This window comes from Porphyromonas sp. COT-108 OH2963 (genome assembly GCF_000768895.1).
GTDB lineage: Bacteria > Bacteroidota > Bacteroidia > Bacteroidales > Porphyromonadaceae > Porphyromonas_A > Porphyromonas_A canoris.
In genome coordinates, this window is sequence record NZ_JRAP01000007.1 from 14,266 (window position 1) to 33,887 (window position 19,622).

Sequence of the window (19,622 nt, forward strand, 5' to 3'; positions counted from 1 at the left end):
AAAATGCCTAAATTTGGTGAGTAACTGAAATAAAACAATCAAAATCTATGAATACAAACACCCAAATCATATTGGCTATTTTCAGTGGAAAGGACAGACCAGGAGTTACAGCAGGATTTACTTCTATTCTGGCAAGCCATGAAGCTACAATTCTCGATATTGGTCAGGCAGATATTCACAGTCATCTCAGTTTAGGGATAATGTTTCTTACCGAAGAGCATCGTTCCGGGGATATACTGAAAGATCTTTTGTTTAAAGCCAATGAGATGAACATCCACGTCAACTTTACTCCCGTGAAGATAGAAGACTACAATCACTGGGTCGGCATGCAAGGCAAAAACCGATATATCATCACTATCCTGGCAAAGAGAATTACAGCAGACATGGTAGCCAAGATTACGGATGCTATCGCGCTGCAAGACATGAATATAGATAATATAAAGCGTCTTACAGGTCGTATCCCTCTTGAAGAGAAGGAACGAGTACCGAAAGCTAGTATAGAAATCTCTGTTCGAGGAACACCTAAAGACCTTGGAGCTCTTCAGAAAGAGTTTATGAATATCTCAGCAAATCTTGGTATAGATGTCTCTTTTCAGCAAGAGAGCATGTTCCGAAGAATGCGCCGCCTAATCTGCTTCGATATGGATTCTACTTTGATAGAGACTGAAGTAATAGACGAACTTGCCGATCGTGCCGGTGTTGGAGAGGAAGTCCGAGCAATTACGGAATCAGCCATGCGTGGTGAGATAGATTTCAACGAAAGTTTTATCAGAAGAGTGGCCTTGTTGAAAGGTCTTGATGTATCTGTAATGGCAGATATCGCAGAAAATCTACCTATCACGGAAGGTGTGGACAGAGTAATGAAAATACTAAAAAAGGTCGGATTTAAGATTGCAATACTCTCCGGAGGATTTACCTACTTCGGCCAGTATCTTGCCAATAAATATCAGATAGATTATGTCTATGCGAACGAACTTGAAATAAAAGATGGTAAGCTCACAGGCAGACATCTTGGAGACATTATTGACGGAAAGAGAAAAGCCGAACTGATGAAGCTTATAGCTCAAGTGGAAAAGGTAGATATCCGACAAACTGTGGCAGTGGGAGATGGTGCTAACGATCTTCCGATGATTGCAACAGCCGGTCTCGGTATTGCATTTCATGCTAAACCAAAAGTAAAAGCGACTGCCAAACAGTCCATCTCTACCGTAGGATTGGATGGCATTCTCTACTTCTTGGGTTATAAAGATTCTATCATTGACGAAGTAGAATTTATGTAAACATTCATAGATAAACAGTACAGATATGGCTCTGAAACACTATGTCCTCTTTGAATTTCAAACCGAAATATCAGAGGAAAAGAAACGACAAATACTGATAGATATTCAGAAAGACTTTCATAATCTACCTGAACAAATAGCGGAATTACAAGATCTTCGGATAGAAGTCAACGTCAATCCGAATGAACAATACGATTTCATCTTAATTGCTACAGTGGCGGACCTTAATGCTCTCTCCATCTATGCAAAACATGAGGCTCATCAAACCTTGGTACAGAAGTATATCAAGCCCTACTGCTCCCTTCGAGCCTGCGTAGATACACAAGAATAAATAGAAAACACAAAAAGAAAACGTTCTCTTGCAAGATATCACAAGAGAACGTTTTTTACACCGTCTTAGGAAGATTTCTCTTTCTTATTCGCCTGCTACACTACTTGCTTTACGAAGAGCCTTATCTGCCTCCCAACCAAGAGCACTTGCGCCAAGTACAGCCGCATCACTCTCTTTAAGCTCTGATGTCAAAAGCTTTGTCTTTCCTTTATATATCTGAAGCATATTAAGTTCCATATGACGCTTTATAGGATCCATAAGCAGGTCGCCCGCTTTGGTAAGACCACCAAATAGAATAATAGCTTCGGGTGAAGAGAATGCCACAAAGTCGGCAAACGCCTCTCCGAGTATTGCTCCGGTAGCTTCAAATATTTCAAGAGAGAGTTTATCCCCCTTCATTGCTGCGTCATACACATCTTTAGAAGTAATATCTTCGATATTGAGCTCTCTTAGCAGAGAGTCATCCTTACGAATCTCAAGATATTCACGAGCAGTTCTCGCTACTCCTGTTGCCGATGTATATGTTTCCAAACATCCCTTCCGTCCACAGCCACAAATACGACCATTACGTCTAATGATAGTGTGTCCCAACTCTCCTGCAAAGCCATCGTGTCCGTACACAAGTGTTCCATTCACAACAATACCACTGCCGACACCTGTACCTAATGTAATCACAATAAAGTTCTTCATACCACGAGCGACACCATAAGTCATCTCTCCGATGGCTGCTGCGTTGGCATCATTGGTTAGGGCTACCGGTATTCCCATCTTTTCAGAGATAATATCTGCAAGCATAATTCTCCCTTTCCACGGAAGATTGGGAGCAAAGTCTATGGAGCCGGTAAAAAAGTTTCCATTAGGAGCTCCTATACCTATACCTTTAATCATATCTTTACCTCCGACTTGGTCTATCAAGAGTTGCATTCCTGCAGTTAGGTCTCGGATATAATCATTGATATCTAAGTGTGTGGCAGTCTTTATGGAGCCATTTAGCACAATATTGCCTCTTGCATCTACTATTCCATAAACGGTGTTGGTGCCACCTATATCAACACCGAGCACGTAAGGCTTTATAACATCTTGTTTAATCATATTCTTTTGTGTGTTAGGTATAGTTATAACTCTTTGTGGATCATTCTGGAATCGGCTTGAGATTTAGGAAGAATTGTCATATCTGCGATATTAACATGATCCGGTGCTGTGAGAATAAACAGAATACACTCTGCAATATCTTCGGCATAAAGTGGATCAAAACCGATGTAAACTTTATCTGCCTTCTCTTTATCTCCATCAAAGCGTACTTGAGAAAACTCTGTATTAACAGCTCCCGGAGCGATGGAAGACACTTTAATATTATAAGCAACCAACTCTTGGCGCATTGCTCTGGTAATAGCCTCCACTCCAAATTTAGTAGCACAATACACCGCGGCACCGGTATAAGCATCTTTCCCGGCAACAGAAGAGAGATTGATTATGTGTCCCGTTCTCTTTTTCTTCATGGCAGAAACGATCGGCTTTGATACGTAAAGAAGCCCCTTTACATTTGTATCTATCATTCTCTCCCAATGATCTATAGAACCTTCATCTACTGTGGAAAGCCCGGCTGCAAGACCTGCATTATTGATCAGGATGTCTATATCTTCCAACTTAAACTCCTTGTTTGAAGAGAGTTTTTCCTCTACATCTTTCTGATTTCGGACATCTAAACTCAACGTAATACATCGAGAAGATGTTTCGGACTCTATTGTCTGCTTTAGCTCTTGCAGACGCTCATCTCTTCTTCCGGCCGCAATGATGGTGCACTCCGGTATTCTTTGAGCCAACAATATGCAGGTAGCTCTTCCGATTCCTGATGTTGCTCCCGTTACAAGTATTGTAGGTTTGTTCATATTTAGATTACAAATAAATTGAGTACTATGGTTGTAAAGATAATAAATTTATGCGTCGGGAGTCAGGCTGTTAGGCATCGTTCCGATTACCTTATTACTTGTTACGACAGCATTGTATTCTTTGAGATAATTCGGTGTCCAGTAGGCAAGATCTACAAAAGAACCGCTATCCCAACACTTAAGCGCAGTAGAAGCCATGTTTGAGGCATGAAGCTTAACGGAGTCTACATAAACTGCTTTTTCTGCAAATAAGTTATTGAACAGTGGTCTGATCTTTTCTGCTCCGTCTCCTCCATAGAAGATCATCGAAGCTTCTTTCACCAATCTTTGAAATCGGTTGATATCCTCCTCTTTGTCCATCACAAAGCTTTGAGGAGTAGCATCCTCTTCTTCCCGATAGAGAGCCGAATAGATTTCCATGCGTCTGGCATCCAGCATGGGAGTTATAGCATAACCGGAGGGTAGTTCCAAACATTTAGAACGAATGTTCTCCTCCAAGATCTTAAGAGAAGAGATCGCAATGAGAGGCACATTCAGGCTGAATGCAAGACCTTTAGCCAAAGAAGCAGATATACGCAATCCGGTATATGACCCCGGACCATCTCCAACAGCAATGGCACTTAATTGCTTGCCCTTAGGGATCAAGGCGATAAGTTCATTTGCAAAAGCGGAGAGATTGGCATTGTGCCCGCCCTCTGCTGCTTCCCTGCTTACCACGACATCTTTTCCGCACAACAAAGCCATCGAACACTCCTTGGCGGCAGATTCTATACATAATATATATGGTATCATCCGTTTTTCTTACTACTCTTCTTAGAAGATTTTTTCTTTGAACCTTCTTCCACCAGTTCCAGACAAGCTTCAAGGGAAAGCTCTTCGGGCTTATATGCCTTCGGTATCTTATAGTTCTTCTTGGCATACTCTATATAGGGGCCGTATCTGCCGTTTAAGATGAGCAACTCTCCTTGAGGAGTATCAAAAGAGGCTATTCTTTTATTCTTCTCGGACTCTATCTTCTGCTCGATGAGAGCCACAGCCTCTTCCATTGTTATGGTGTACAGATCCATGTCTTTCGGGATGGAAACAAACAGCTTATCCCACCGGACATAAGGGCCGAATCTGCCGTTGTTTGCTTGTACTTCTTTCTCGTTCCACTCACCAAGAGTGCGAGGAAGTCTGAACAGCTCCAGTGCTTCTTCCAAAGATATTGTCTCAATAGACAGAGAAGAAGGTATCGAAGTGAATGTCGGCTTTTCCCCTTCAGCCTGAGCATCACCCAGCTGCAACAGAGGGCCAAATCTTCCGATCTTAGCATAGATCGGTCTGCCTGTTTTAGGATCATCTCCTATGTAACGCTCTCCGACTCTGCGTTCTGTCTTCGCTTCCATGACTTCCACCACATTGGGGTGGAATATCGAGTAAAACTGTTCTATGACGCCTATCCACGGCTTCTCTCCTTCGGCGATGGCGTCAAACTCCTGTTCGACATTTGCCGTAAAGTCGTAAGAGAGAATCTTAGGGAAAGCGTCCACAAGGAAGTCGTTCACCACTATTCCTATATCCGTAGGGACAAGCTTGCCCTTATCTGCTCCGTAGGACTCCTGCTTGGTCTTGGCGGATATTTTATTGCCTTTCAGAGTGAGCACACAGTACTCTCTCTCTACACCCGGTATGGTACGCTTATCCACGTACTCTCTCTTTTGGATGGTCTGAATGGTTGGGGCATAGGTACTTGGTCTTCCTATACCCAACTCCTCCAGCTTCTTCACCAGAGCCGCTTCGGAATATCTTGCCGGACGTTGTGTAAACTTCTGGGTTGCTTCCACGGAGGTTGCCGAGAGTGCATCGCCGACACTCATCGCCGGGAGCAGAGCATCTGTCTCTTCCCTATCGGCGGATGTGCCGTTATCGTCATCTGTTCCTGCGAGATATACCTTCAGGAATCCATCGAATCTCACCTGTTCTCCGCGTATATAGAAAAGGTATGGAGACGCTGTCTTCACCGCCACTACGGTACGTTCAAGCTCTGCATCCTTCATCTGCGTGGCCATTGTCCGTTTGCGTATAAGGTCGTAGAGCTTCTTTTCCGCACTTGTTCCGGAGATGGTATCGTGTTCTATGTTTGTAGGTCTGATGGCTTCGTGTGCCTCTTGTGCTCCTTTTGTTTTGGTCGTAAAGTTTCTCTTCTTGACATAGCTCTTGCCATAGAGCTTTTCGATGGTCTCTGCCGTTGTTGCGATGGCAAAAGAAGAGAGATTCACCGAGTCCGTACGCATATAAGTGATATGACCATTCTCGTACAGACTTTGTGCCACGACCATTGTCTGAGTAACGGAAAATCCGAGCAGACGAGAAGCTTCCTGCTGCAATGTGGAGGTCGTAAAGGGGGGAGGCGGTGTCCGTTTGCCCGGTTTCACCTGAATATCGCTCACCACGTAGCTCGATCCGATCAGATCACTCAGCACCGCTTCCGCCTGTTCGGGCTGCGACGGTCTGTGCTCCATTACTGCTTTCACGCTTTGCCCCGATGCGTTTTTCAGCTCTGCCACTATTCGGAATCCGCTCTCCGGCTTGAATGCCTGAATCTCGCGCTCTCTTTCGACAAGGATTCTCACGGCGGCACTCTGCACACGTCCTGCGCTGAGAGCCGGACGCACCTTATGCCACAGGATCGGAGAGAGTTCAAAGCCGACGATTCGGTCCAACACCCGTCTTGCCTGCTGGGCATCCACACGGTCATAATCTATATCTCTTGGCGACTCCAAGGCTTCAAGAATAGCCTTTCGCGTGATTTCGTGGAAAGCGATTCGCTTCGTCTGTTTGTCCTTCAGCCCCAATATCTGATACAGATGCCAGGCGATGGCTTCTCCCTCGCGGTCTTCATCGGAAGCGAGCCAGACCGTTTCTGCCTCCTGCACGGCTTTTTGCAGCTCCTTCACCACTTTGACCTTATCCTCCGACACCTCGTATTGCGGAGCGAACCGATGCTCAATATCTATCCCCAGTCCTTTCTTCTTCAGGTCTCTGACGTGTCCGTAGCTGGACATCACCTTATAATCTTCTCCCAGTATTTTACTTATAGTCTTCGACTTTGCGGGCGACTCCACTATCACCAGGTTTCTTGCCATAGAATTGATCCTTACTTAATATCTGTTTTTCGTCCAAAAAAAAACACAACGAGAGGCTGCGAAAAGCCCTTCGAGTTGGCAAAATTAAACATAATCTACTCACGAGCAAAATCTTCGCCCGCCCTGAGGAATATCAGGCTCGGTCCTTTTCCTCTCCGAAAGATTCGCTTATCGCTCTCCCACTCTCCCAGCTCCTTTCTTGCCGACCGCTTCGACATCCTCGTCATCACCGCATACTGCTGCAGCGAGATGCAGGAATGTCTCTCCAGAAAACCGAGCAACATCTCCAGCCGCTCCTCCTTACCCGCCGTCGGATCCGCATACTTCTGCCCCTTTGTGCGCACCAGCCGGCACCGGTTGTTGGCTCTCCGGAGCAGCTCCTTGTCCGCCCTGAAGTTCAGCCCCGCTATCTCGATGCTCGCCGCATTGGGCATGCTACCGCTTTGTCGCCGAAGCTCTGCGCCCTTCTTCAAGCCGAGCTTTGCCGAAAACGACCCCAATCCGTCTATCTTGACAGAATAACCATCGGCGATCCGCCCCGCGAGAGCATCCGCCACAGAGAGCATCAAACCCTCCACTTCGCCCACCGAAAACGTCGATCTCTTGGCGATCTCCTCCGCCAAATCTCGCAGCGAGTATTGGTGTTCGACCACCATTTTCGGGACCTTTCTCCTTGCTCCCTCTCCCAAAAGTCCGGGATTTTCTCTCATCACATACTTAGCCATAGTAAAGGAGTGATTTGGTACAGATAAAAAAATGAGTGAATATAAATTCTGTTACAACCGACCCAAAGTCAAGAAACAACCGACCCGAAGTCAAGAAACAACCGACCCAAAGTCAAGAAATAACCGACCCGAAGTCAAGAAANACCGACCCGAAGTCAAGAAACAACCGACCCGAAGTCAAGAAACAACCGACCCGAAGTCAAGAAATAACCGACCCAAAGTCAAGAAATAACCGACCTAAAGTTAATAAATAATTTACATAAAATTGATTTGTTACCAACCAATTCTATATTTCTCGCCGTGAAATATTCGTTTCTCGCCGTGAAATATTCGTTTCTCGCCGTGAAATATAGAATTGATCAATAATAACAGAACTATTACTCATTATCTTTCAAACTTTTACTCAATAACTTTCAATTTAATGTTCAGGTGCTTTCAGATTGATGTTCAGGAACTTTCAAGGAAATCCTTAAGAGCTTTCAAGGAAATCCTTAAGAGCTTTCAAGGAAATCCTTAAGAACTTTCAAGGGAATCCTTAGGAACTTTTGCCTGAAACCTTTAGTGCTTTCCTACCAATCCTCTGTTACTCTCCTGCTAATCCTTTACTACTTCCCCGATAATCCTTTACTGCTTTCCCGACAATCTTCTGATACATCCCAAGCAATCCTTTAGATTTTTTTCTGTGCCTACACGCAAGTTTTTTTCGTACGTACGCAAGTTTTCTCCCTCTTATCCACGAAAAAAATTCCATGCACATAGACTTCTCTATGCGCATGGAATTTTCATGGTTGGCGGAAGGTGTTTCGGATGCTTCCGCAAGGATGTTCTGGTAAGTGAAAGCGACGGAGCAATAGGATCCACAGAAGATTGCTCACGCGAATTGGGACTCCTCCCCCCTACTTCGTGGTCATGATGTCGAGCACGACCTTGTCCACCTGCTGCATCGCATCGGCACCGATGAGGGTGAGGTTACGGATGGTTTTGTCCACGTCATTGTCGATGATGCCTTCGGTGGAGGTTACCACTCGCTGCTCTATTGCCATCATCGCAGCCAGCATGGCGGACGATACTCCGGTGGCTACCTTGAGGGCGCATCCGGGCTTGGCTCCGTCGCACATCATACCGGTGATGTTGGCTATCATGTTTTTGATGGCATACCCGATCTGCTCTTTGGTGCCTCCCATGAGGTAGGTGATGCCGCAGGCGGATCCGGTGGCTGCCACGACGCATCCGCAAAGGGCGGAGAGCCTGCCGAGAGACTGCTTGATGTAGATGACCATGAGGCTGCTGAGCATGATGGCTCTCGCCATCTGTTCTTCAGAGGCTCCGATCTCTTTGGCGTAGCTGTAGACGGGGAGCGAGGAGGCTATACCTTGGTTGCCGCTGCCGCTGTTGCTCATGACGGGGATGGGCATGCCACCCATGCGGCCGTCGCAGGCATTCGCGGTCATGGAGAGTACCCGGGTGTAGACGGTGTCGCCCATGAGGTGGTGCGCCAGTGGGGAGGTCAGCATCTTGCCGATGCCGTGCCCGAAGTCGCCCTGTGAGGACTCCTCGGATGCTTTCTTGTTCATCTCGGCGGCTCCTATGATGTAGCGGATCTCTTCGAGGGGCGCTTCCATGGCGTAGCGGTAGACGAGGTCGTAGTCGAGCATGATGTGTCCGTCTGTCTCTTCTTCTCTCCCGCCGGAGGTCTCTTCGGAAGATCGGGAGAGGAGCGTCTCGCCGTTTCTGATGAGTTTTATGATGTTGGTATGGAGATGCTCCACCACGGCGGAAGCTGTTCCGCTCGGCGTGGTGATGACGGTCTCGATGTAGAGCTTGTCCACGGGCTCTTGTTTCAGCCCGATTTTAATGGATATGTTATCAAGGAGCTGCTTGCCTTTTTCGACCAGCTCCGGAGAGATGCCGCCAAGGATGTTGAGCCCCATGGAAGAGTCTCTTATTATGGCTCCGAGCGCAATGGCAATGGGAAGACCTATCATGCCCGTGCCGGGAATGCCCACTCCCATCGCATTCTTGAGGACATTCGTGCTGAGATAAACGTCTATCTGCGTGGGGGCATCGTCCAACAGCTCTGCCGCAGCAGCGGTGGTGAAGGCTACGGCAATGGGTTCCGTACAGCCCGTTGCCGGCACTATCTCACTCTGTATGAGAGCATCTATCTCTTTTCTTGTCTCTGCTTTCATAAATAGTAATAGCTTCGTTTAAGAAAAAATATACCCACCTTCTTCCGAAAAAGAGATGGGTATATCTTTCTGATGGTATATCATATAATGTATAAATACAAGCGCGGTTATCTTGTGTAGTCTGCCCACTTGACATTCTTCATGCTGCCGGTCTTTGCAAACTGTTCGTGGAAGGCAAATGCGGCACTCAGGCACTGAGGTGTGTGTCCCTTTACGCCCAGCTGCAGATACTCGCGCAAAACGGGACGATAGTCCGGATGTACACAGTTTTCGATGATCGCTTCAGCTCTTTCTCTCGGTGCTTTCCCTCTAAGATCGGCAACACCATACTCGGAAATAATGATGTTCACCGAGTGCTCGGAGTGATCCAGGTGAGAAACCATCGGAACGAACGCGCTGATGTCTCCGTCCTTTGCCGTAGATGGTGTGGTAAAGATGGAAAGATATGCGGAACGGGTAAAGTCTCCCGACCCTCCGATACCGTTCATCATCTTTGTGCCCAGAACGTGAGTGGAGTTTACGTTACCGAAAATATCCGCTTCGAGAGCCGTATTGATGGTGATGAGTCCTAAACGACGAACGATTTCGGGATTGTTGGAAATCTCCTGCGGACGAAGAACGATCTTGTCCTTGAAGAAGTCGAGATTGGCATAGATCTCCTGTATCACATCGCGGGAAACGGTAAGAGAACATCCGCTCGCATACGTTACGCGCCCTTTCTTCATAAGGCTGATCACGGAGTCTTGAATCACTTCGGTGTAGACCTCGAAGTTTGGAACATCGGGGTTGTCTCCCAAAGCTCCAAGCACGGCATTGGCTACATTACCCACACCGCTCTGAAGAGGTAGGAAGCCCTTAGGCATACGACCCTCGCGCATCTCTTTCACAAGGAAGTCTGCAACATTCTTTCCGATGGCTCTTGTTACATCGTCAAGGGGAGCAAAGCCTCCTTCGTCATTCGGCTCGGATGTCTTGACCACTGCAACGATCTTTTCCGGATCTACCTTTATGGTGGTCGTTCCTATCCTGTCTCTTACATTATATATAGGTATCTCTTTGCGAACAGGAGGGTCTGCCGGCTCGTAAAGGTCGTGCAAGCCGCGAATCTCTTTCGGGTGTTTGTCGTTGAGCTCCACGATGATCTTGTCTGCCAAACGACAGATGGTAGGAAGGATTCCCACCGCAGAAGTCGGCACGATCTCCCCTTCTTCCGTTACGTCGCAGGCTTCCACAATGGCAACATTGACCTTTCCCAGATAACCATAACGAAGATATTGAGGGAGCATTGAAAGGTGCATATCGACGTAAGATGTGCCGTTACTGTTGAGTAGATTGCGAAGATCCTTATTGCTTTGGTAAGGGGTTCTGAACTTTATCGCATTTGCTCGTGCCAACTCTCCATCCATTCGGTCTCCCGATGACGCTCCGGTAAACATTCCTATGCGGAAAGGACGTCCTTCTTCATGCTCTTTTCTTGCATGGTCCGCTATTGCCTTAGTAACAACCTTAGGACAACCGGCTGCAGTGAATCCGCTAAAACCTACGTTGTCGTTGTCTTTTACCAATACCGCAGCCTCTTCTGCGGTCATGAATTTCAATGCCATAAGCTAATTTAATAATTGATATATGGTTATGTCTATGTATTATTCTTCTACTTTATGAGGCTTTGTCTCTCCTCTCTTAGTCTTTCTGTGGTTTTGTTGAGCTAAAATCTGCGCTTCAACAACTCGGAAAAGATAATGGCGCGTCTCCACTCCTCAATGTTGTCAGGGATATAATCCTCTCTCTCCGATCGGGCTTGAAGACTTTCCGGTCGCTTCTCTTCCTCCGGCTCGAATCTGTATTCTGCTCGAAAACTTTTCCCTTCTGTCTCCGCCTTGAAGTCATACTTTTGCCGGATCGAATGAGATGGAACTACATCCAAAGGGGGTTGCTGAAAGACCTCTTTCGTATTGCCTGCAATATCAAGACTTGGCTTTACACTCTTCTCTTTGAGTCTAAAGATCTCATCAGACAAGCCCTTTACGCTCTTTTGACCGAAGAAATTCCAGTCAAAGACATCGTCCGTTCCAATCTCTTCGTCCTGTGCTTTCTCTTTCTGTTTAGAAACTTGCTTCACGAAGAATCCGATCAGCCCGAAGATTGTAGCCAGCATTATAAAAGCACCCATACCTTATTATCTTATAGGAGTTTATTCGTACATTTGCCCCCAAATGTATGAATTGTTTTATCCCCTCGCAAATAATTCTATTTATTTCCCTACAAAGATAAAGAAAAAAGGGCTCAAACCTCACGGTCTAAGCCCTTCATGTAATTAACCAAAACCTTAACTATGAAAAATCTTATGCGTTTGCGTGCAAAGTTAATAATAATATTTTGATCCAACAAATACTTTGAATATTTTTATTTCGCAAATAGAGATAAGACAAAAAATTTAATTTCATCCCATGATTAATACAAAAAACAAAGGCTATAAAAACTCAAACAACGTAAAATTACTATACATAGAAACCTATGGATGCCAGATGAACATCGCAGACAGTGAGGTTGTGGCATCTATTATGGAGACTGACGGATATGGTTTAACAGAGAACATGGACGAAGCAGATGCCATATTCATCAACACTTGTTCGGTCAGAGAAAATGCCGAAACCAAAGTCTTGAACAAATTGGAGCAGCTACACCACATGAGAAAGAAGTCCGGGAGGAAAGTTGTACTTGGTGTGCTTGGATGTATGGCCGAGCGAGTCAAGGAAGATCTTATCAATAATCATAACGCAGATCTCGTAGTAGGTCCCGATTCTTATATGGATCTCCCGAACCTTGTCGGTGCTGCGGAGAAAGGAGAGAAAGCAATAAACGTAGAGCTTTCCACTCAAGAGACATACAAGGATGTAATCCCTCTGAAAATGAGCGAACTTCACATCAGCGGATTTCTATCCATCATGAGAGGGTGCAACAACTTCTGTACTTACTGCATCGTACCTTATACTCGCGGCAGAGAGCGAAGCAGATCTATCCAAAGCATACTGAATGAGATAGATCACATGAAAGAAAAAGGATATAGAGAAGTTACTCTTTTAGGACAGAATGTCAACTCCTATCTCTATACCACTCCGGAAGGAGAGGAGATCAACTTTGCGAAGTTGTTGGAATTGATAGCACTCCGAGCTCCCAATATGAGAATCCGATTTACTTCTCCTCATCCCAAAGACATGAGCGACGAGACACTGCTTGTCATGAGCAAGTACCATAATATATGTAAGCATATACACCTGCCGGCTCAGAGCGGAAGCAACAAGATCTTGAAGGTAATGAATCGAAACTATACCAGAGAATGGTATCTGGACAGAGTAAGTAAAATAAGATCCATAATGCCGGACTGTGGAATTTCTACAGATATGTTTTGTGGCTTCCATTCGGAGACAGAAGAAGACTTTCAAGAGACTCTCGACCTCATGAGAGAGGTAGGATACGACTCTGCTTTTATGTTCAAATACTCCGAAAGGCCAGGTACTTATGCAGCAAAAAGGCTTCCGGACGATGTTCCGGAAGAGGTGAAGTTGGATCGTCTTCAGAGAATGATCAATCTACAAAACGAACTTTCCGAAAAAAGCAATAAGCAAGACATCGGAAAAGTTTTTGAAGTACTCATAGAGGGATTCTCAAAAAAGTCGAGAGATCAACTCTTCGGACGTACCCAACAAAACAAAGTGGTCGTATTCAATAAAGGCTCCTACCGGATAGGTCAGCTTGCCCAGGTACGCATAACAGAAGCAACATCCGCAACCCTGAAAGGTGAAGCCATAGAAGTTTAACACCAAATAAATTCCGTATGAAACACTCTTACATTCTTTGCTTTATAGTACTCCTACTCGCTTCCTGCTCTGCTCCCAGACAGGTCGCTCCCCCACCAACACCGCAAGGGACAAGAGGTATCAACTCCAAATATGACGCCTACATACAACGCTATGCGCCTTTAGCCTACAAGCATCAGCGTCAATACCGCATTCCGGCGAGCATAACTTTGGCACAAGGACTCTTGGAAAGCGGAGCCGGACAGTCTACATTGGCAAGGAAAGCCAATAATCATTTCGGTATCAAATGCCACAACTCCTGGAGAGGAGCCAAAACATTTCATACGGATGACAGACCCAACGAGTGTTTCAGAGCCTACAACTCTCCGGAAGAGTCCTTTGCAGACCATGCGGAGTTTCTAAAAAGAAAAAGGTATGCTCCCCTATTCCAGCTCGATGTCAGCGACTATAAAGGCTGGGCTAAAGGTCTGCAAAGAGCGGGATATGCCACGGATAAAGCGTATGCCAATAAGCTCATCAAGATTATAGAAGACTATCGGCTGTATCTTGTAGACCAAGGAAATGTGAGCAGATATTACGAATACAACAGACCTCAAAAGGAGATAGAGAGAGTCAATCCATATCTTCCGGAACAGAAGACAAGCAGACCTGTGGTTGAAGAAAAAACGAGAAATGCAAAAGGAGAACGTCAGCCCTATCTCAACGGCAATCTTCTCTACATCATTGCAGAAAGAGGAGACAACCTGGCTTTTATTGCTCAAGAGTATGAGATCTCCGAACAAAAGCTCTCCGCTTACAACGATTTTCCGGCAGGTTATCCGCTTGCTGCCGGAGACATTGTATATCTTCAACCGAAGCTTTCCAGAGCACAGCCTCCACATTTTGAACATATTGTCTCCGTTGGAGAAAGCATCCATACCATTTCGCAAAGATATGGCATCAAGCTAAGCAGCTTGTACAAGCTAAACAAGCTGAACGATGAATACCTGCCGACAGAAGGAGATATTCTGAAGCTGAGATAAGATCAGACAAAAGGCATTAGAGCATTACGAACGTGTAGATACTCTAATGCCTTTATATCATTATCGCAGACAAAGAAATAGTCTATCCTGACATCTCTATACTCTATGGTAGAAGAGTGCAAATAGAGATCCACTGCAGATAAGATGTGGCGCTGCTTACCGGAAGGTATAATTTCTTCAATCCCAAGAGCCGAAGGCAGACTGTTTCTGGACTTCACCTCTATAAAGACAAGCACATCCCCTTCCATTGCGATAATGTCTATCTCATACCGCCCGATCTTAACATTGGTATCGAGGATATTGAACCCTATATCCGTCAAAGTATCTATTGCATACTTCTCTCCGATACTACCATATTGATTGTGCCTTGCCATTATCCGAAGTCTTATTCCGAAAGGCAAATGTAAATATAAAACGTATAAAATATGCAAGACAACTTACTTTCCGATGAGTTTTTTATGCGTGCGGCTCTGCGAGAAGCCACTGTCGCATACGAAGAGAATGAAGTTCCTATTGGAGCAGTGATAGTCTCCAACGGAAAGATCATTGCATCCGAACACAACAGAACGGAGCAGCTATGCGACGTAACGGCACATGCAGAGATTCTTGCCATCACTGCTGCCCAAATGCATTTAGGAGCAAAGTTTCTTACGGATTGTACTCTATACATTACCATAGAGCCTTGCGTCATGTGTGCCGGAGCCATCAAATGGGGCAGACTTGGCAGAGTGGTTTTTGGCGCTCCTGAGGCTAAATTCGGATTTCGTGCCGTTTCAGATAAAATTCTTCACCCCAAAACGGAGCTTACAACAGGCATTCTTGAGGAGGAGTGTGCTGCTCTGATGAAAAGTTTTTTTGCCAAGCGTCGGTAAGCGTATTACTCTCGTGGCTCTTCTGTTGTCCGTTCTCTCTTTTTCGGCAACCGCTTTTCTTTCTCATCTTAACCCATTCATAAAATGTTGTTATCACGCTAAAAAAGGGAGATAAAGCTTAACAATTCTGCAAATCAAGGTTCGGTCTGCAACCATCGCAGCTTGATTGCCGGAAACCAAAGCATGATTTGAGGGATTCGCACCTTGATTTCAGATTCTATAAAGGTTCATGCAAAGAAGTAAACGTGTACAACAAATAAAATAGATATGGCTACGACAAGAAAGATAAGAGTTGGAAAAAATCAAGGGAGGTAAAATTCAGAAAAAGAATTTACCTCCCTTTTTATTTATGATCAAGCTGATCTTTCTATCCTAAAGTTTTACTCTTCTCAAGCGGAGACTATTGGCAACGACAATAATCGAACTCATCGCCATGGCTCCGGCTGACCAGAGAGGAGAGATATAGAGTTTCGGATAGAACACTCCCGCAGCCATCGGAATGGCAACAAGGTTATAGAGAAATGCCCAAGCGAAGTTTTCATATATGATTCTCTTCGTTCTCTTGGAGAGATTGATGAATGTAGATATCGGTGTAAGAGTAGTACCTATGACCGTAAGATCGGAAACCTCTTTGGCAATATCACTTCCGGTGGCCATGGCTATGCTGATATCCGCAACAGCCATAGAGGGAGAGTCGTTGACACCATCGCCAATCATCGCCACCTTTTTACCTTTTCCTTTTAAGGCTCGAAGATATTCCGCCTTGTCCTCCGGTGTTAAACCTCCTTTATATTTATCTATCCCCAGCTTAAGCGCAAGTGCTTTTACAGCTTCTTCTCTGTCTCCGGAAAGAAGATGAGGCGTGATGTTACCGGACTTCAAATCCTGTATAAATGACGTTGCGGTAGATTTCAAACAGTCTTCAATAGCCCATACAGCCGTAAGATAGCCGTTTCGGGAAAGATAGATAAAGGTGGCATTGGGATGCGAAAGCAGAAAACCCGAAAGGACGGACTTCTCCGATGGATTCTTCGTAGGAGCATCGGCATACTCCGCACTGCCGATCTTGTATCTTATTCCTTGTACATCTTCAAACTCAAGTCCCTTGCCGATCTTTTCTTCAAAGCCGGTAAGAGAGACCTCTTTTCTCTCTGTGAGTCCTACGGAGAGCCGTTCTATAATGGCTTCTGCCAATGGATGAGTGCTTCTCCGTTCGGCTTCTATCACCACTCTCTTTATTGCTTCTTTTTCTCCCCACCACAGAGAAGCCACGACCTGAGGGCGTCCCAAGGTAAGCGTGCCTGTCTTATCCAATACCACATCAGTAACTCCGGACATATTTTCCAATGCGACCACGTTTGAGATCAGCAGGTGTTCTTTGGCAGCTCTTCCCACTGCAACCGTAATCGCCGTAGGTGTTGCCAATCCCATTGCACAAGGGCAAGCAATGGCAAGTACCGAAACTGCAAAAAAGAGTCCTAAGGATACAGAGCCGGGGATAGAGGATACACTCCATAGCACAAAGGTGAGTAGAGCCAAAAGAAGAATTACGGGAACAAAGTAAGAAGCAATCTTATCCGCAATGCGTTGAATAGGTGCCTGCATGCCTTGAACCCTTTTAACCGCCTCCAATATCTTGCCGAAAAGAGTCTCTTTCCCTACTACTTCTGCCCGATACTCCAGTAATCCGGATGTGGAAACCGTTGCTGCAAACAGAGCATCACCGGCATCCTTCAGCTTTGGAATGGGTTCGCCCGTTATGGTGCTCTCATCCACTGTGGCAGTCCCTTCCATGACAACACCATCGACAGCCACATATTCTCCTTGTCTAAGACGTAGAATATCTCCTACCACCACTTCGGAAATTGGAACAGAAACAAACTCTCCATCCCTTTTTACAGAAGCCTGTTGCGGCACTCTACCCATAAGCTCTCTATAAGCCACGGTAGTCTGCTGCTTTGCTCTCTCTTCCAATCTTTTTCCAACGAGTACAAAAGCCACAATCATACCCACGGCATCAAAATAGTGCATCGTATCATGAGAGGCCTCTCCCCGTAAGTGAGAAGAGAGTATGATATATATGCTAAAGAAGTATGCCACGGAGATGCTCAGACTTATGAGCGTATCCATATTGGTTGTCTTTAACTTTAGCATCTTTAAGGCCCGTTGATGGTATGGCAATGCGCAGTAGGCAAACGAAACAGATGCAAAAAGAAGTGCTGCTGTATCTTCTACCACTTTTGGAAGAGGATGCCAATGAAAACCATGCATCAGATGAATTCCCATGAGCAGTACTGCCATAACAATGGCGGTAATCATCCTGATCAGAATACTTTTATCTTCAAGAAGCTCTTCTTGAGGCTGACCATCCCATGTTACATCATAACCTGCCTCGTGGAGTACACTCTTTACGGTATCTGCCTGCTCATGTTTGGCAACGGAAATCTCTATGGTTTTATGAAGCAGAGAGATGTTTACCTCCTCTACTCCCTCTATTTCCTGTGCTGTTTTTGTAGCAAAGGCTACACAGCCTGCGCAGTGTAGCCCTTCTATATGACCTTTGTGAATTTTATTTTGTTTCCGACTCATATCAATATCTTTTACAATTCTTCATATTCGGCGTACTCAGCATTTTTTTTGTCCATACCGGCACTTCGAATCACAGAAACAGAGTCTTTCGGCTTCTGTGTCTCTGTGTTCTGCTGCCTTCGTCCTCTTTTTTGAGACTCTCCTGCTTGAGAATATCTGGAGGCTTGCTCTGCAAATCGTTTTGCCAGACGGCTGATAAAAAATCCCTGTATAGATCCGTATTTCTTTTCTATGATATATCTTACAAGGTAGTACAAGCATAGTGCTGTGAATATGCCTAATATTATCTCCATAATCTTTGTCTTACTCGTATATGTGTTTACATAATGCTAACGAAAGAAGAATGTACAAGAATATTGCCAGAGAGAATCCAAGCATACCAAATACAAAAATCAGACCGACAGATATGACAAGTAAGGCATAAATCCAGACACTTCTTTTCTTTAGAGACAGCATTGGTATTTCAGAAACCAAAAGGTAACTAAATAGTACGGCTATACCAATGACCAAATATGGCATATAGCCTAAGTTGAGCCACTGAGAGTTGTCCTTAAAAAACATCACCATACCAATCCAGAACATTGCATTGGCAGGAGTTGGCAAACCCATAAATGTGGAGCTTTGGCGTGGATCGTTATTAAACTTTGCCAGTCTGTATACAGAAGCAACAACAATGACCATAACCGAAAGAGCTGTCCATCCCACATACGGCTCTAAAATCTTGAATAACATAAATGCCGGAGCTATTCCGAAAGAGAGCAGATCAGCAAGAGAGTCGAGATCTTTTCCAATAGGAGAAAAGGCCTTTAGCATCCTGGCAGCGAAGCCATCCAGAAAATCCAATACGGCTGCAATGGCAATGAGTCCGACAGCACAATGGAAAAGCTCTGCACCGGCCATAGCCACAGCCATGGCTCCACACAGAGCATTGCAAAGCGTAAGAAGGTTAGGTATATGTTTCTTCATGGTTTTTCAATTGAATATTAAGACAACTCTGCCAAAAGAGTCTGATTACCTGTGACGACTTGTCCTATTTCTACTTTTACGGTACTGTCCAACGGGACATAAACATCCACACGAGAGCCAAACTTAATAAAGCCCATGTGTTCGTCTATATAGCACTCCTCTCCCTCTTTGGCGTAGGTTATGATTCTCTTGGCTACCGCCCCTGCAATCTGCCGAGCAAGAATCATCCGTCCGCATTCAGTCTCTATCACTACCGTAGAACGCTCATTCTCAACACTGCTCTTAGGGAGATAAGCAGCCATAAATCTACCTTGATGATGACGGACCAATCTGACAAAACCATCGACCGGATACCAGTTGGCATGAACGTTAAATACAGACATAAAAACCGATATCTGAATACAGTTGCACTTCAATACTTCAGGTTCATAAACTTCTTCCACAGCAACAATTTTACCATCAGCAGGCGCTACAATCTTTTTGGCTGTATCCTGACCATATTTTCTCAATGGAGAACGAAAAAAGTTGACCTCCAAGAGAAATAAAATAAGAGCTATGGGAGTAACAATATAGAATGCCAGCTTATTCTCTACAAAGGCATACAGATATGCCACAACAAAGAAAAATAGAACAAACGTGCCTGCAAGAAGTCCAACTCCTTCTCTATGCAGTTTTATTTTTTTATTGCGTCTAAGCTTCATGATGATATATTACGTCTCTTAATTGTGGTACAGCAGGATTTTTCCTACTAAATACAAAGATACATTTTTTGAGAGAATTACGTGGCAGCCGAGATATTTAAGAAAAAAGCAG

At 45.0% G+C, this 19,622-nt stretch carries 18 protein-coding genes; 5 read left to right on the forward strand and 13 right to left on the reverse strand.

Annotated elements, in window-relative coordinates; all coding sequences use genetic code 11:
• The first annotated feature begins 47 nt into the window (after positions 1-47).
• Positions 48-1,280 carry a phosphoserine phosphatase SerB gene (gene serB / locus HQ39_RS02885; RefSeq protein ID WP_036863598.1) on the forward strand — a complete coding sequence of 411 codons (1,233 nt, stop codon included), beginning with the start codon at positions 48-50 and terminating at the stop codon, positions 1,278-1,280.
• A 25-nt stretch (positions 1,281-1,305) separates the two neighbouring features.
• Entirely contained in the window at positions 1,306-1,611 is a 306-nt protein-coding gene (locus HQ39_RS02890) for a Dabb family protein (RefSeq protein WP_036863599.1), read from the forward strand.
• An 84-nt stretch (positions 1,612-1,695) separates the two neighbouring features.
• Here HQ39_RS02890 and HQ39_RS02895 read toward each other — a convergent pair whose 3' ends face one another.
• The 8 genes from HQ39_RS02895 to HQ39_RS02930 all read right to left on the reverse strand — a co-directional run bounded on the left by HQ39_RS02895 (position 1,696) and on the right by HQ39_RS02930 (position 11,712).
• The gene (locus HQ39_RS02895; RefSeq protein WP_036863601.1) at positions 1,696-2,703 is read right to left on the reverse strand and encodes an ROK family protein; all 1,008 of its coding nucleotides are present in this window, start codon (positions 2,701-2,703) and stop codon (positions 1,696-1,698) included.
• Between the two features lie 23 nt (positions 2,704-2,726).
• Entirely contained in the window at positions 2,727-3,500 is a 774-nt protein-coding gene (locus tag HQ39_RS02900; protein ID WP_036863602.1) for an SDR family NAD(P)-dependent oxidoreductase, read from the reverse strand.
• A gap of 48 nt (positions 3,501-3,548) precedes the next feature.
• Positions 3,549-4,292, reverse strand: a complete 744-nt coding sequence (gene tsaB, locus HQ39_RS02905; protein WP_052079384.1) for a tRNA (adenosine(37)-N6)-threonylcarbamoyltransferase complex dimerization subunit type 1 TsaB — start codon at positions 4,290-4,292, stop codon at positions 3,549-3,551.
• Positions 4,289-6,628, reverse strand: a complete 2,340-nt coding sequence (gene topA / locus HQ39_RS02910) for a type I DNA topoisomerase (RefSeq protein WP_036863604.1) — start codon at positions 6,626-6,628, stop codon at positions 4,289-4,291. Before topA ends, tsaB begins: the two co-directional genes overlap by 4 nt.
• A 95-nt stretch (positions 6,629-6,723) precedes the next feature.
• Positions 6,724-7,353, reverse strand: coding sequence for an HU family DNA-binding protein (locus tag HQ39_RS02915; RefSeq protein WP_036845093.1), 630 nt, complete (start codon positions 7,351-7,353; stop codon positions 6,724-6,726).
• A gap of 896 nt (positions 7,354-8,249) precedes the next feature.
• Positions 8,250-9,542: a serine dehydratase subunit alpha family protein gene (locus tag HQ39_RS02920; RefSeq protein WP_036863606.1), complete on the reverse strand. Its 1,293-nt coding sequence runs from the start codon at positions 9,540-9,542 to the stop codon at positions 8,250-8,252.
• A gap of 107 nt (positions 9,543-9,649) precedes the next feature.
• Positions 9,650-11,146 carry an acetyl-CoA hydrolase/transferase family protein gene (locus HQ39_RS02925; protein WP_036863608.1) on the reverse strand — a complete coding sequence of 499 codons (1,497 nt, stop codon included), beginning with the start codon at positions 11,144-11,146 and terminating at the stop codon, positions 9,650-9,652.
• A gap of 101 nt (positions 11,147-11,247) precedes the next feature.
• On the reverse strand, positions 11,248-11,712 hold the full coding sequence (locus tag HQ39_RS02930) for a hypothetical protein (protein WP_036863611.1): 465 nt from the start codon (positions 11,710-11,712) through the stop codon (positions 11,248-11,250).
• Between the two features lie 277 nt (positions 11,713-11,989).
• On the opposite strand from HQ39_RS02930, the gene miaB reads away from it, so the two are divergent.
• Together miaB and HQ39_RS02940 are read left to right on the forward strand one after the other, a co-directional pair.
• On the forward strand, positions 11,990-13,360 hold the full coding sequence (gene miaB / locus HQ39_RS02935; protein WP_036863614.1) for a tRNA (N6-isopentenyl adenosine(37)-C2)-methylthiotransferase MiaB: 1,371 nt from the start codon (positions 11,990-11,992) through the stop codon (positions 13,358-13,360).
• A gap of 17 nt (positions 13,361-13,377) precedes the next feature.
• The gene (locus tag HQ39_RS02940) at positions 13,378-14,382 is read left to right on the forward strand and encodes a glucosaminidase domain-containing protein (protein ID WP_036863616.1); all 1,005 of its coding nucleotides are present in this window, start codon (positions 13,378-13,380) and stop codon (positions 14,380-14,382) included.
• Positions 14,383-14,384: 2 nt separating this feature from the next.
• Here the strand turns inward: HQ39_RS02940 and HQ39_RS02945 are convergent, their stop codons facing one another.
• On the reverse strand, positions 14,385-14,756 hold the full coding sequence (locus HQ39_RS02945; protein ID WP_052079385.1) for a YraN family protein: 372 nt from the start codon (positions 14,754-14,756) through the stop codon (positions 14,385-14,387).
• Between the two features lie 51 nt (positions 14,757-14,807).
• On the opposite strand from HQ39_RS02945, the gene HQ39_RS02950 reads away from it, so the two are divergent.
• Entirely contained in the window at positions 14,808-15,254 is a 447-nt protein-coding gene (locus HQ39_RS02950) for a nucleoside deaminase (protein ID WP_036788970.1), read from the forward strand.
• A 372-nt stretch (positions 15,255-15,626) separates the two neighbouring features.
• On the opposite strand, the gene HQ39_RS02955 is transcribed toward HQ39_RS02950, so the two are convergent.
• The 4 genes from HQ39_RS02955 to HQ39_RS02970 are packed head-to-tail and all read right to left on the reverse strand — an operon-like array spanning position 15,627 to position 19,513.
• Entirely contained in the window at positions 15,627-17,843 is a 2,217-nt protein-coding gene (locus HQ39_RS02955) for a heavy metal translocating P-type ATPase (RefSeq protein ID WP_052079386.1), read from the reverse strand.
• An 11-nt stretch (positions 17,844-17,854) separates the two neighbouring features.
• Positions 17,855-18,136 (reverse strand): hypothetical protein, encoded by a 282-nt coding sequence (locus HQ39_RS02960; RefSeq protein ID WP_036863617.1) that lies wholly within the window; start codon positions 18,134-18,136, stop codon positions 17,855-17,857.
• Positions 18,137-18,146: 10 nt separating this feature from the next.
• Positions 18,147-18,809, reverse strand: a complete 663-nt coding sequence (gene pssA, locus HQ39_RS02965) for a CDP-diacylglycerol--serine O-phosphatidyltransferase (protein ID WP_036863618.1) — start codon at positions 18,807-18,809, stop codon at positions 18,147-18,149.
• Between the two features lie 17 nt (positions 18,810-18,826).
• Entirely contained in the window at positions 18,827-19,513 is a 687-nt protein-coding gene (locus HQ39_RS02970; protein WP_036788964.1) for a phosphatidylserine decarboxylase family protein, read from the reverse strand.
• Positions 19,514-19,622 lie beyond the last annotated feature (109 nt).